Annotated in this window: 12 protein-coding genes and 1 pseudogene; 3 read left to right on the forward strand and 10 right to left on the reverse strand. The window is 37.9% G+C overall.

The genetic code is table 11. The annotated features are described in order from the left end of the window. Positions 1 to 75: 75 nt before the first annotated feature. The 10 genes and pseudogenes from tet(M) to mobT form a co-directional block, all read right to left on the reverse strand. Positions 76 to 1,995: a tetracycline resistance ribosomal protection protein Tet(M) gene (gene tet(M), locus ACT170_RS03905; RefSeq protein WP_444818064.1), complete on the reverse strand. Its 1,920-nt coding sequence runs from the start codon at positions 1,993 to 1,995 to the stop codon at positions 76 to 78. A 15-nt stretch (positions 1,996 to 2,010) separates the two neighbouring features. Beyond that, positions 2,011 to 2,058 (reverse strand): annotated as a pseudogene (locus ACT170_RS03910) (hypothetical protein); the annotation flags it as partial. A 313-nt stretch (positions 2,059 to 2,371) separates the two neighbouring features. Further along, the gene (locus tag ACT170_RS03915) at positions 2,372 to 3,307 is read right to left on the reverse strand and encodes a conjugal transfer protein (RefSeq protein ID WP_001224320.1); all 936 of its coding nucleotides are present in this window, start codon (positions 3,305 to 3,307) and stop codon (positions 2,372 to 2,374) included. Continuing rightward, positions 3,304 to 4,305, reverse strand: coding sequence for a bifunctional lytic transglycosylase/C40 family peptidase (locus tag ACT170_RS03920; protein ID WP_000769868.1), 1,002 nt, complete (start codon positions 4,303 to 4,305; stop codon positions 3,304 to 3,306). Before ACT170_RS03920 ends, ACT170_RS03915 begins: the two co-directional genes overlap by 4 nt. Beyond that, on the reverse strand, positions 4,302 to 6,479 hold the full coding sequence (locus ACT170_RS03925) for a CD3337/EF1877 family mobilome membrane protein (protein WP_000804748.1): 2,178 nt from the start codon (positions 6,477 to 6,479) through the stop codon (positions 4,302 to 4,304). Before ACT170_RS03925 ends, ACT170_RS03920 begins: the two co-directional genes overlap by 4 nt. Positions 6,480 to 6,481: 2 nt before the next feature. Continuing rightward, positions 6,482 to 8,929 (reverse strand): ATP-binding protein, encoded by a 2,448-nt coding sequence (locus ACT170_RS03930; protein ID WP_444818065.1) that lies wholly within the window; start codon positions 8,927 to 8,929, stop codon positions 6,482 to 6,484. Next, positions 8,913 to 9,305 (reverse strand): conjugal transfer protein, encoded by a 393-nt coding sequence (locus ACT170_RS03935; protein WP_000723888.1) that lies wholly within the window; start codon positions 9,303 to 9,305, stop codon positions 8,913 to 8,915. The genes ACT170_RS03930 and ACT170_RS03935 overlap by 17 nt, the downstream gene beginning before the upstream one ends. A gap of 88 nt (positions 9,306 to 9,393) precedes the next feature. Continuing rightward, on the reverse strand, positions 9,394 to 9,891 hold the full coding sequence (locus tag ACT170_RS03940) for an antirestriction protein ArdA (protein WP_000342539.1): 498 nt from the start codon (positions 9,889 to 9,891) through the stop codon (positions 9,394 to 9,396). 116 nt (positions 9,892 to 10,007) lie between these two features. After that, the gene (locus tag ACT170_RS03945; protein WP_001009056.1) at positions 10,008 to 10,229 is read right to left on the reverse strand and encodes a hypothetical protein; all 222 of its coding nucleotides are present in this window, start codon (positions 10,227 to 10,229) and stop codon (positions 10,008 to 10,010) included. A gap of 42 nt (positions 10,230 to 10,271) precedes the next feature. After that, the gene (gene mobT / locus ACT170_RS03950) at positions 10,272 to 11,477 is read right to left on the reverse strand and encodes a MobT family relaxase (RefSeq protein ID WP_375343167.1); all 1,206 of its coding nucleotides are present in this window, start codon (positions 11,475 to 11,477) and stop codon (positions 10,272 to 10,274) included. Positions 11,478 to 11,897: 420 nt separating this feature from the next. On the opposite strand from mobT, the gene ACT170_RS03955 reads away from it, so the two are divergent. Genes ACT170_RS03955 through ACT170_RS03965 form a run of 3 tightly spaced genes read left to right on the forward strand, consistent with a single transcriptional unit; the run spans position 11,898 to position 13,748 of the window. Then, on the forward strand, positions 11,898 to 12,278 hold the full coding sequence (locus tag ACT170_RS03955; RefSeq protein ID WP_070655024.1) for a GntR family transcriptional regulator: 381 nt from the start codon (positions 11,898 to 11,900) through the stop codon (positions 12,276 to 12,278). After that, positions 12,271 to 13,119, forward strand: coding sequence for an ABC transporter ATP-binding protein (locus ACT170_RS03960; protein ID WP_070655022.1), 849 nt, complete (start codon positions 12,271 to 12,273; stop codon positions 13,117 to 13,119). The genes ACT170_RS03955 and ACT170_RS03960 overlap by 8 nt, the downstream gene beginning before the upstream one ends. After that, positions 13,119 to 13,748, forward strand: coding sequence for an ABC-2 transporter permease (locus ACT170_RS03965; protein ID WP_070655019.1), 630 nt, complete (start codon positions 13,119 to 13,121; stop codon positions 13,746 to 13,748). The genes ACT170_RS03960 and ACT170_RS03965 overlap by 1 nt, the downstream gene beginning before the upstream one ends. The last annotated feature ends 85 nt before the right edge of the window (positions 13,749 to 13,833 follow it).

A 13,833-nucleotide genomic window follows, 5' to 3' on the forward strand; every position in this document is an offset into this window, starting at 1 on the left:
TAATTCAAATCTTTATTAAAAAATATTTCATCTTATTTAACAAGAAACCATATTTATATAACAACATAAAATACACTAAGTTATTTTATTGAACATATATCGTACTTTATCTATCCGACTATTTGGACGACGGGGCTGGCAAACAGGTTCACCGGTAGTAACATGGTACCCTTTTAACTCTGTTAAACAAACACTACGTCCATTTGTAAAGAAAGTTAAATCACTACGATATTCTTGAATACACCGAGCAGGGATTTCTCCACTAAGAATGACCTCATTATTTTTCAATTGAGTGTCTACGATGTTCGCACAATATTTAGGAGCATCGTTGTATGCTCGTGAAAGATATTCCTGTGGCGCATAAATTTTAAAACTAAGATATGGCTCTAACAATTCTGTTCCAGCTTTTTTTAAGACTTGTTCCAATACAATAGGAGCAAGCATCCGAAAATCTGCTGGGGTACTAACAGGGCTATAGTATAAACCGTACTTAAAACAGATTTTACAATCCGTCACATTCCAACCATATAATCCTTGTTCGCAACCATAGCGTATCCCTTCCATAACTGCATTTTGAAATGATTGATTTAAGTATCCAAGAGAAACCGAGCTCTCATACTGCATTCCACTTCCCAACGGAAGCGGTGATACAGATAAACCAATGGAAGCCCAGAAAGGATTTGGCGGCACTTCGATGTGAATGGTATATTCTGCATTTTTTAACGGTCTCTCCATATAAATGACTGTAGGCTCTTTTAGTTCTATCTCCACATGATACTTTTCTTGCAACAGTGCACTAATCACTTCCATTTGTACTTTCCCTAAGAAAGAAAGTATGATTTCATGTGTCGCAGAATCCACATAATATCGCAGAAGCGGGTCACTGTCGGAGATTTCTAAAAGTGCATCAAGTAACATTTCCCTTTGTTGAGGTTTGCTCGGTTCAACAGTCGTTTGCAGCAGAGGGAGGGGATTTTCAATTCTCTCTCTCTGTGGCAATAGCTTTGTATCTCCAAGAACACTATTTAACTTCAAAAACTCATTCTGCAAAATAACAATTTCCCCGGAATAAGCCTTATCGATTTTACATAATTCACCATTTATTGAAGTATACATTTCTGTAATTTTTATTTTTTCCTTTTCCGATATTCTAACCGAATCTCGCAAATGCAGTACGCCACTATAAAGACGTATATATGCAAGACGCTGTCTTTTTTCCGAATACTCAATTTTGAAAACTTTTCCGCAAAGTTCAGACTGACCTCGATGTGTTGATGAATAAAATTTATTCGTAATCACTTCTATAAGGTTATCAATCCCTATATTGTTTTTTGCACTTCCGTGATAAACAGGGAACAGGGAACAATTATGAAATCTTATGCTTTCCTCTTGTTCGAGTTCTAATGCTTCCAATAATTTCCCAGACGTATATTTCTCCAAAAGGTAATCATTTCCTTCTATTACCATATCCCATTGTTCAGATTCGGTAAAGTTCATTACACGCATATTAGGATGCAGTTCTACCTTCTGTTTGATTACAATTTCCGCAGAAAGTTTCTCTTTAATATCCTGATAAACCGTTGATAAATCAATTCCATTTTGGTCAATCTTATTGATAAAAAAGATTGTGGGAATACCTATTTTCCTAAGTGCATGAAACAATATACGAGTTTGTGCTTGTACGCCATCTTTTGCAGAAATCAGTAGAATTGCCCCATCTAATACTGATAATGAACGATATACTTCTGCTAAAAAATCCATATGTCCTGGCGTGTCTATGATGTTTATCTTAGTATTTTTCCACTGAAAAGAGGTTATCGCCGTCTGAATTGTAATTCCTCTCTGACGTTCTAAAAGCGTATTATCCGTTTTCGTTGTACCTCTGTCCACGCTTCCTAATTCTGTAATCGCTCCACTGTTATATAATAAGCTTTCTGTTAAGGTAGTTTTTCCCGCATCAACATGAGCTAAAACTCCAATATTAATAATTTTCATGTGATTTTCCTCCATTCAAAAGCCCAAAAGGGCATAAAAATCCCAGTGATAAATACTCTTATCACTGGGATTTTTATGCATAACCATAGGCATACAAAGCATACAGATATTCTCCGGATACTTTAGAATCACATGATAAAGGTATTCTTAAACTGGGTACAAAAAACTAAGCCCTCCTAAAAAAGGACATCCAATTATTTGTTCCCACTATCAAATTGACAGTTTATTTAAGAATACCTTGCCGCATATTTATTAACTCCTTTTAAATAGATACTTAAATAATAGCACGTAAGAGCATATTTGTAAAGGAATCTCCAATTTTTTATCAAAGAGAGTACGTGATTACAAAATAGCTGTAATAATGTACCAATATTTGTTATTCTATAATCTTCCAATTACTCCCGTTCTTTTCAAGTACCAAATCAAATTGAGATACCTGCGTTGCTTTGGTCTGCTGGTCGATATACTCCACTGTCAGCGATACCGTGACTTGATTATCCTTACGATTGTGAATAGGATTTACCAGTTCTTGAAAGATGTACTCTTTTCCGATTGGTTTTAATATCCCGTCATTCACATAGTAGGAAAGTTCACTGGCTGTCGCTGTAGGATAGAGCTTGAAGAACGTCGTTAAAAACTCATTGATTTCATTGGTTGTAATGGAATCAACCGTCCCCTCACTTTCAATGGCTTTTGGTTTATAACTTGATTTCTTAGGTATGTTGGTAATGGTCGGATTCTTAACCAGTACCATATTTCCAGAACCATCTACATAGACACTCACTATATAAGCAGAGTGGACGGTCTTTGTATTTTCTCCCTCTGTAATGAGCTGGTCTACACTGTAGGTTACATTAAACTCATTGTCGCCAGTTGGCTCTACCGTCCATATCTGAAATCCTCTTACAGAAGACGATACAGGAATATCTTTGCGTACTGTATCAACATTGAGAGCTTGAAGTTCATCTGTCAGATAGCCTTTTAGACTTTCCATTCGATTATCAATGGACTTATCGGATTGCTCCCATGAATAGTAGACTTTCGCAAAGTTCTCTACAAAATTTTCTACATGATGAGTATCAACGTATTCCTTTTCTATGATAGTTGTTTCGTGAATAGTATGAGTATCTATAGCTGTAAAGTGCTTGAATATCGCAAAGCTGAAACTAAGCCCTAAAAGTACCCACAAGGCAATCACAACCTTTTTATGAGGATTGACCTTATAGTAGACACGAGGTTTCTTTTCCTTTGGTATCTGTTTTTCTTTATTCTGATTTTTTCTAAATTTCATCATTAAATCTTCCTTTCTCATTGTTTGATTCGTCCTGCTCCCACTAAATGCTGTTGCCAGTAGGGGCTTGTTAAGTCGGCATAACCGATTGGGTCGCCTGCATGAAACATACGGTTATTGCCAAGGTATATCCCAACATGAGTAATATAAGAGCCAGCGTTATAGGTAGAATGAAAGAAAACCAAATCGCCAGCTTGTGCTTCCGATAGTGGGATATGCTGGGTCACATCATATTGCTGTTGTGCGGTTCGTGGTAAGTTAATTCCAGCTTTTCCATACGTCCATTGTGTCAGTCCGCTACAATCAAAAGAAGTAGTCGGGGAAGCTCCACCGTAAACGTATCGCCAGCCCTCATATTTCAGTGCTTCGTCCATGATGGCTTGTACCGTATCATCATCAAACTCTGTTGTGACAAGATACTGCGTTACCAGTTGCACATAAAACATATTGCCATAGTTGTATCGCCAGCCCCCATTGATAGGTATGGCTATGGGATTGGGGTAAGACACTTTTTCGCCACCTGAATACTCTTTTGAGAAACTTTGAGCCAGTTCAAAGGTATATTTATTTCCACGATTAGCCACATACCCTAAGAAACCACCACCATAATTGTAGGACTGGATAACCGATTCTAAATCTACACTGAGCCTTTCGCTACTGGCTAATAATTCACTGAAATACTTCACACCTTGCTTAATGGATTCTTCTGTACTCAATGAATTAGGTGGAAGACCGAGGGATTCCGAGGACTGCATAACATCTTCCGCAGTACCGCCCGATTCCACCTGTATAATCGCAAGAAGTATGTTGACATATTCTTCAACGCCATATTCTTTGGCATATTTTTCTACCATAGGCTTATGAGCCAGCACTTCTGCGGAAACATTCACACCTCCATAATGAATATTGGAAATTCCGCTGTCCTGTTCATCTGAAAATAAAATGGCAACAAACAGAAGCAGTGAGAAGACCATCAAGAATAATCCAGAACCACCAATCACTAAAGTTTTCAACTTCATGGTTTCTTACCGACTTTCTTAATGGTGGCGGTTTTGATTGGTGGTCTACTTCTTGTATTTTGTAGTGGTACTCTTTGAACAGTAGACGGACGTTCTTTTGTGATTGGACGTTGTGAAGTTCTATCTGCTGTAGTGGTTGAAGTTGCTGGCTTTTGAACGGTTTTTTCTTGAACGGTATTGCCTTGGCGTTCCACTTTTGGACTTGAAAAATCGGACTTAACTGCTGGACGCTCTTGTTTGGCTTGTTGAGATTCCTTATATGAAGTCTGAATATTAGACTGTTTTGAGGTCTGTTCATCATGATATTGTTCTTGTCTTGTAGTCGGTCTTTCATGAACAGAAGAAGCAGGCTGTTTTTTCTGTTTGACCTGTTCCATTTCAGAGCGACGCTTCGCAATGGTTTTTCGCCTTTGTTCCTGCTGTTCCTTGCGTCCACTGGCTCTGTCCGCTTTGGTTTGAGAAATACTACTGGTTAAATCACGGACATTCTCTTTTACTTTGGATTTTCCTTGATATACTGCATATCTTGCATTGGTCGGCAAATCTTTAACCTGTTCTTTCAAACCACTAGCAGTGTCTACCATTCTGTCTTTGGTATCAGCTACTGTACCGATGGTTTGACCGATACGTTTTCCAAGTGTTGATTTTTCCTTTCCGTCTGGTCGGGAGTGATCTGCTTGTGTCCTTGCAGAACTCCCCGAACCCGACTGTCCTTTTTTACCTGTAACAATGGCAGACCCAGCCCCTAGAGTAGTCATGGAACGTCCAAGTTTCCGCTGTAGACGGTGCATGTGAGCGTGCATAAGCATACGAGGTTTTCTCATCACACGACTTCCCACACTTTGAGAATCGTTACTCTGTAGAGAAAACATACTCATTAAATCGCCCAGCTTGAAGTAGATTCCTGCAAAGGTCACAATCTGTAGAAAAGCAATCAAAAAGAACGGATAACCAGCCGATAAGGTATAGAGCATGGTTGAAATACTAAATGCTGTCGTAATAATCAATGTGATTCCAGCTCGTGTCAAAATGGTATTAAAGAGCTTTGTTATGGCTCGTTTTGACATACCATCAAATGATGGAATCATGCTTAAAATAAAGCTCACAGGCAGAAACATAGCATAGATGATAAAAAGTACCTGCGAGAAAATCATGATTCCTGTTAATAGGAATACAAATATGGAAATCCCAATATTGAAGACAAATAGGAAGAAGACTGTACCTAAACGGTTAATGGTCTTTGTAATGGTTAGATTGGTATTGCTTCTGTCTTCAATTTCTTCCGCAACAATTTTTTCTCTGTCTTCGCCATTGTTGGAATCTGGGCTGGTGGAGAGCAGGCTTTCCACACGGTCAATACCGATACTTTCAATGTCTGAACTGTTGTATTGAAGCAGTAGCCACGGTTGCTGAACCTGTATGGAAAACAGGCTATCTCTGATTAAGTCCACGCTGTCCTTGCCTTGACTATCGGAATGGGGCATGACAATCTTCGTGCCAAGTGATAAACTGGCATTACTGATGTCTGATGAAAAGTCATTGATTTTTTTAATGTAGTCGGGAGCGTAGGCAATAAAGGAAGCCGATAGGATAAACACCAGCACAAAATTCATAATGGCATGAATTGCCTTTGTGGTTTCTCTCTTTATCAGTCCCGTATAGGCAACATAAACCCCAAGAACCAAAATCAAGAGTAAGAGGAATCCAACATAGAAACCCTCTGTTGAAAATCCGTTTGCACTCACACCAGCTAAGGTCTGCATATTCTTACCAATGGAATCTGCTGTAGCGGAAATGAAGTCTAAGGAATAGGCTTCCTGTACTAAGTAACCTGTCGCATTGGAAACATACAAACTGATTGTCCAAATAAAATTGGTAATGGCATATAGTCCATACATGACCTGTTTTCCAATCCCGTCCGACCAGTTCCACGGAAGCCAGCCCCAGCTATTATCCACATAAAAATCCAGTTGATAGTTTTCAAGTGGGTATCGGCTGTATTCATTTGCCACATTGACCGTATCATCTACCAAGCCCGCAGCTTGAACCACCGTTCCCAGCATGGCTAAAAGAAAAATGGCAATCACAAGTGTGAAAGCCACTGTCATTGCCACTTTACCTAGACGTTTCAGCGTCCAGTTTGATTTTATTCTGTTTACTATTGATGGTTTCACATTTACACCTCTTTTCGCACAGGTGGTCTGGTATCAAAGGCATGGAGCAGTTCTTCAAATACAGGGTGGAACTGTATCACACCGACACGACCATATAAATCACTGATAAGGCATTGCCCGTTTTCCAAATCACGCAATCGCTTCTGATTGTTTTCGTCCTCTAGGTCTACACCAAAAAAGGCTAAGGTCTTTTTAATCTCGTTAAGGTCAGTGGAACGAAATGCAAATTTTAAGCCGAGGTTATTTTTCAGTTTTTCATCTAAGAGGTCGTCTGTATTTTGGGTCACGAAATATACCCCAGCGTTCATAGCACGACCAGCCCGAACCAGCTTCATAGATAGTGTTTTTCCTTGTGCTACCTGTAAAAAGCTCCATGCTTCGTCTAAATCTACAATCTTGAAAATGCTTCGGTCTGTATGGATAAAGTCTAAAGCAAAGGTACTAATGACAATCAGCATAGCAACGGATAAAAGCTCCATAGTGGTATATTCCTCAAAGGAAGTTTCCTTGTCGGGAAGTACCAAGTCCGCAACCTGTATAATGTTCAGTTGTTTTTCTAAGCTGATAGACTGCTCCACATAACCATTACTGAATAATAAATGTGCAAAGTCATAGTCTGTAAAACTTTCGATATGGTCGGCTATACTGGTACTTAGTGGCGTATTCTCAACCCGTAATTCCTCAATCACTTTCATCAACCCTCGTACTTCACTATTGGTTACTGCACGAATGGCTTTTCTAAGGATTGGGAAGCGTTCCCCATCACGAGAGGAAATCCCCGTAAGGAATGTCAGAATATCAATAGCCAGTGATTCAGAATCTTTGGGATTTTTCATAATCACATAAGGGTCAAGTAAGCCTTTGTTTTTCTCATCAGAAGTCAGAGTGACGATATTGATTTCATGGGAAATCTCTGGCAAGGTTTCTTTCCATCTGCCACGTTCTGCTTTTGGGTCTACAATCACTGCTTGTGCCCCATAAAGCACCGCATAATAGACGATAAGGTTATTCGCAAAGGATTTACCACCACCCAGCGAACCAACAAAAGCCGACGCTAACGCATTGGTTACTGAACCCTTAACCCCTTGACTGGCAAGAGCAGGTTTCAGATAGACATTGCGTCCAGTATCTAAGCTGTAGCCAACATAAATCCCCTCATTTTCCCCCAGCATTTGAGTAGCACCAAAACCTAAACCAGCGAGGAAATCAGAGGTCACGTATTGAATATAATCATTCATATAACGCTTGCTGGCAGGTAAAAATTCTTCATGTAAGCCGAGCATATCCCCAAATGGTCGTACCAGTTTTACGCTTAAATCGTCATAAAAATCTTTCACTTCATTACAACGACGTTTGAGTTCGTCAAGATCATTTGCTGATACCCTTACCACATAAGACAGCTTGTACATAGATTCCTTGCTTTGGTCTAAATTGGTTTCCAGCTCATTCACACTTTCCAGAGCTTCCGCCACATTGGAGCTGGTTTCATTATCACTTTGCCAAGCGTGGTTATCCAAGTCTTTCAGTTCTTTCTTTTTATTGCGGACAGTAGATAGGGCTTTACGATTCGCTACAATTTCCACATTCATTGACGTATCAATCGGGAATGTAAATTGCTGTTGCTGGTAGTAGAAGATTTCAGAGGACGGGAAGTCCAGTTCTCCGACAATGCTGTTAATGGTAAAGTAAGCTACATAGACGGTTTCATCTTCCTGCTGGATTTTCAAATATCGCTGTTTTTCTTCCACCAAACAGCGAGTAGGCTTAATCAAGTCATAGTATTTAATCAGCGTTTCATTATCCAGCTTTTTCTTTGATAGATGGTACTCATACTCTTCATAGGCAGTGCCTGTCTGTCCGTAAAGGTGTTCAATCAGATAGCCGAAGTCGTCCTTATCTAACCTGCGGATTTTGAAACGACGAGAGATTTTATTTTCTAAGAGCTTTTCCATCTTCTGAAAACGCAGGATTTCATCATTACTCATACTAACAAAATCGCCCATCAGCTTATGGTTCACATCATAGACAAAATCAGACAAAGCATTTTTTGCTTCAACGGTAAGACTTTTCATAGAAAACTCCTGATCGTTGAGAAGCAACTTAAAGCCGATAAAGAAACGGTAGTTCACTTGATTTTCGCCAATCATGGATATTAAAGCGTCTGTCTGTTGGTCGATTTTGTCATAGGCAACCGCTTTGAGCTTGCCAGTGACTTCATTTTTGGAACGCTCTTGTGCAGAACGTATGCTGGATTCTGTACTGATTTGTAAAGCATGAATTTTGCCATCACGATTTTGTGCGATAAGCTGTCTGAAAGAATCATGCACTTGTATTTTCTGTTCTGGACTTAGAAATGAGTAATTGTAAGGAACAAGCTCATAGTAAGCATAACATTCCCCGTCTTTATTCCAGACGAGATTGTTTTCAATGTATTTAATTGGATATGCCATAAAATTCACTCCTAACTGCTGTAATGGCTTCTTGTGGCTGGTTTCTGCCAAGCGTTACTTTTTTTCCTGCATAGGTCAGCTTTGGTCGCAGTGCATAAGCAATGACAGACTTCAAAAATCCATAAGGCTTTTTACCATCAAAAGTTTTTGTAGACATAAACCATGTGAAAGCCACAGGAATCCCAAAGTATTTGAGAAATGCTCCCTCTATCATGGAAAGAGGGGGCAAGTTGCCAAGTATCATCACTGCAAAGAGTGACACGACAAACCATGTCATTTGCGTAAAGGTTATGGGAAACGGAAGTCTAAAATCATTGATAGAATACAGTACCTTTTCCACAGACCAGATACTGGTATAGCTTCGTATTTTCTTCATGTAATCAATCCTTTCATAAAAAATAGGGGTAGCTGATTGAGCCACCCCGTAAAATAGAAAATCTGCCAGTAGTAATGTACCGACAGATTTAATAGACGATTTCAAAAATCCCATGATTGGTTGAGATAAACGTTCCTGAAAGGTCTAAATCCCGACCATAGGCTTGATAATCAATATAGTTTTGAAGACTAGCTGGTACTTCGCCTAAAGCACCCGTTTCTTCAATGTAGTAGCGTGCCACGTCATACATATCATCACAATCGGAATGAATGATAATATCCTCTTGATGTTCGCTTAGTTCTTCAATGCTTGAAAAATGAGTGAGCAGAGCAGATAGCTCCGATTGTAATTCTTCGGGTAATTCCGATACCATTTCCCATAGTCGATTGAGTTCGCCAATGGAAGTGTATTCGTCAACCGTAAAGGGTAACTCGTAGTCATGAATGGCGTATTCCTCATATTCATCATTCAAGCCGATTTTCTCTTTGACTTCCTCAAAGTCAATGGGAAAGGTAAACCACGCACCGACCAATTCGCCCTCATTGTATTTGCCTAAATTCGCAATATAGACTTGCATATCGTCCATATATTCACGTCCTTTCTTTGTAGAGATTCAAAAATCCCTACCGCACTTCGTTTGGTGTACCATTCCTTTGCGGAACATAAGAAAACCACTTATATTCCACAAAAGAACGGTTTTATTTAAGCACCAATAATGCGATTGAATAGCTCTAGTAAAATGTCTTTTACTCCAGCAGCGTTGAAGACTAAGCCAACCGCAATAATCGCAATAATTAAAAAGCCAATCAGTTTGCTAAACTCACGCTTGAAGCCAAGATACAAGCCAATCACAACGATTGCTAAAAGCACCAGTGATTGAGCGTTTGATAGAAACCAGTTATAAAGGTTTTGTCCAAAATTCATAAAAATGTTCTCCTCTCTATATTCAATGAATTTGTATTTGAGTTATTTTTTTGTTGTTATCACGTCCTGTTCTTTTACTGACTGTTGCTTCAAAATCTGCTTGTGTCGGTCTGTCAGTTTCGCATGGTCGAGAATGTCTTTTACAACCTGCGTCTGGTTGATTTCATCAAGTTTAATCGCAACCTTTAAGGTCGGGGCAACTTGATGAGATAGCCAGTTCAGCGTACTTTGGAAGGAGTAAGGCTCTGGTTTTGTGGTTAGTTTTAATCGTTCACGATTGTTCCCAATAAACCAAGCCCATTCTTCATTCAGTTTCCAATCAGAACGAGGTTTGGAATCGTCTTTATCTACAAAACGGATATACCGATTGATAATTTTAAAGGCGGTATGCTCTGGATTGTCATAGACGAGTAAATCACGGACTGCATAATAGGCACGCTCATTTTTCAATCGAATCTCAAAACGGTTTTTTACTTCTGCGTCTTCAATGGGAATATCATTTTTCTTGTACTGCTCGTAGTCCTTTTCATAGATACAGAAATAAACTTCACTTTGTAATGAACCGATATAGAGGGTGTTTCCCATACATTCCTTTTCCTCTTTGCGTACCAGTTCGCCACTGCGATAGCTTTTAAAACTGCGGAAGACGGAGATACATTCTTCCTGTTGGCACTTTTCAGTGAGTACAGGGATATTTAAAATCCCTGTCTTATCGTTAATGGCAAGGTCAAGGCGTTTCATCACACCGCCAGCCACCAAAACGTCCATAAAGAACTCATACCAGCTTCTTTGTTGTGCCAGAAGATAGCTTTCAAATTGTCTGCACCCACGACCTTTCAATTCCACCAGAACTCCTTTGTCCAGTTCATGGGAGCAAAGGACGAATATGTCGCCTAAAGCATAATGCTCTGAATAAGAATAGAAACCATAGTCCTCATGAAGAAAATAGGACAGTTTCAGTTGTAAGATGTTTTCGACCACCTGCTGTACGTCTGTTGTCGGAAAGCGAATTCTTACATAATCAAACAGCATTTCAAGGGGAGCGTCGGGATTGAAGCGTTCCAGAGCTTCCCAAAGGGACTGCTGTAAATCCTCTGATGGCTTGACTTTTCCTGTTTCAATATCGCTTAGATACTGCCTTGTAATACCAGTCGCAACAGCTAAACGGTTTTGAGATAGTCCATAAGCCAAGCGTTTTTCTTTTAAATGCTGTAACCAAGTTTGTTCATTCAGTAAAAATCCCTCCAATCAAAAAGGCGTATGTCAACTTTTAAAGCCCATTTGACATACGCTGAAATTTTGTAAATCCCTTGTAACCAAAGGATTTTCTAATGTTTTTTTGACTGTTTCCTGTCGATTTGTACCCCCCTGTTAGATATAGTGGGAAAATATGAAAAAAAGCCCTTTAAAATGAGGCTTTTGAGGTGTGTTTTCTTTTTTTGGTAGCTAATTTGGTAGCCAAAGAGATTTAGTCGATAAAATCACTTGATATGAGATTGAGTTTATCTGTTAATTCGGAATCAGAGTTTGGGTATAAATGACAATTTAGATAGTAATGAGAAGAAGCGGGCAAAGAAAATTTTGTCTGCTTTTTTTAGATGTTGAAATGTTTTAACTGTTATGCTATAATAATAACAGTAAGAGCACAAATAACAGTAGGGGTTGAGGATGAATATACAGATAAATAATTCCAGTGATGATCCAATATATCTGCAAATAAAAAATCAAATTAAAGCACAAATCATTTCTGGAGATTTGAACGTGGGAGAACAACTACCTTCGATAAGATTCTTAGCGAAAGAATTAAGAGTAAGTATGTTAACTGCAAAAAGAGCTTTTGATGAATTAGAGTTAGACGGGTTTATAAATTCGGTACAAGGAAAAGGTAATTTTGTTGCAGCACAAAATAAAGAACTAATTCGAGAAGAATACTTAAAGAAAATTGAATCGAAGCTTCAAGAAGTAGTTGAACTTTCAGAAATTGCAGATGTATCCAGTGATGAATTGATAGAAATGTTAAAGAGTTATGTGGAGGGTGAATATGAGTAAATATGCTATTGAAATTAAAGATTTAGTAAAAACATTTGACAGTTTTAAACTAGGACCGGTAAATCTTACTATTCCGAAAGGAACAATAGTTGGATATATCGGACAGAATGGTTCTGGTAAAAGTACAACTATAAAATTGTTACTTGGGCTTTTAAGAAAAGACTCTGGCGATATAAGACTTTTAGATGAGGAAAATCCTAATAGTGTTGAACTGAAAGATAAACTTGGAGTGGTATTTGATGATTTGTTAGTGCCGGAAGAAATGACATTAATCGATGTTGAAAAGTTTTGTTATAGAGTTTATTCAAAATGGGATAAAAAGCAGTTTTATGGATTAGTTGAAAAATTCAATTTACCACATAAAAAGACGATTAAAAATTATTCTCGTGGTATGAAAATGAAACTTTCAATGGCTGTTGCTTTATCTCACAATGCTGAACTTTTGATTTTAGATGAAGCAACAAGTGGGCTTGATCCAATTGTAAGAGAGGAAATCTTGGATTTGTTATTAGATTTTATGCAAGATGAAAATCATACAATTCTTATTTCTTCCCATATTTTATCTGACTTAGAAAAAGTGGCAGATTACATTGCTTTTATTCACAATGGAAAAATCTTATTTATGGAAACAAAAGATGATTTAAAAGAAAACTACGGTATATGTACTTTATCCAATGAAGAAGTAAATAACATTGATGAAGAAGCCATTGTAGGAAGAAGAATACATTCTTTTGGGCAAGAGTTACTTGTTAAAAAGAGTCTTGTACCTGATGGTATCAAGTTACAAAAACCGTCAATTGAGGATATTATGATTTACTTTGTGAAAGGAGTGAGACAATAATGACAGCATTAATTTTGAAAGATATAGCTACTTTAAAAAAGACATTATTATTAACGGTTACTATCAGTATTGCACTGGCTGTATATGGAATTTATGAAAATGAATTGTTTATGGTTCCGTTAATATGTGCAATGATTCCGCTTATACTTACTGCAATCGCCTTTGGTTATGATACAAAATCAAATTTCGAACAGTTTGCATTTTCTATGCCAATAAAAAAGAGCAGTTATGTGTTGAGCAAGCTTTTCTTTGCATTTGCCTTTGGTTTGGTCGGTTCAATCTGCATTTTTGTACTGTTGATGATAAAAAATCAAATGTCATTGGATAATATAGTGTTTATTGCTTTAATTACATTAGCTGCTAGTATACTTATGCCTGCCATTCAATTACCATTTATTCTTAAATATGGTGCTGAAAAGGGTAGACTCATTATGGTAATCACTTATTTCTTAATATTTGCTTTATCAACACTGTTAAAAGAAAAGTCAAATTTTCTTGCAGAACTAATGGAGATTTTTAGTAAGAATTCTATATCAATGATTTGCTTAGGAATTTTAGTTGTAAGCATATTAATCATAGGGGTTGCAGTAAAATTGTCCGTTATGATTATGGAGAAAAAAGAATACTAGTTATAAATTATTTAATTTGTAGTTAGATGGTAGAGATGGGAAAACAATTTTTTTATTTAGCTGCTATTATATTTTTAGTATTAGG

Origin of the sequence: Streptococcus sp. cx1, from assembly GCF_052384325.1 — a bacterium.
GTDB classification, from domain to species: domain Bacteria; phylum Bacillota; class Bacilli; order Lactobacillales; family Streptococcaceae; genus Streptococcus; species Streptococcus salivarius_G.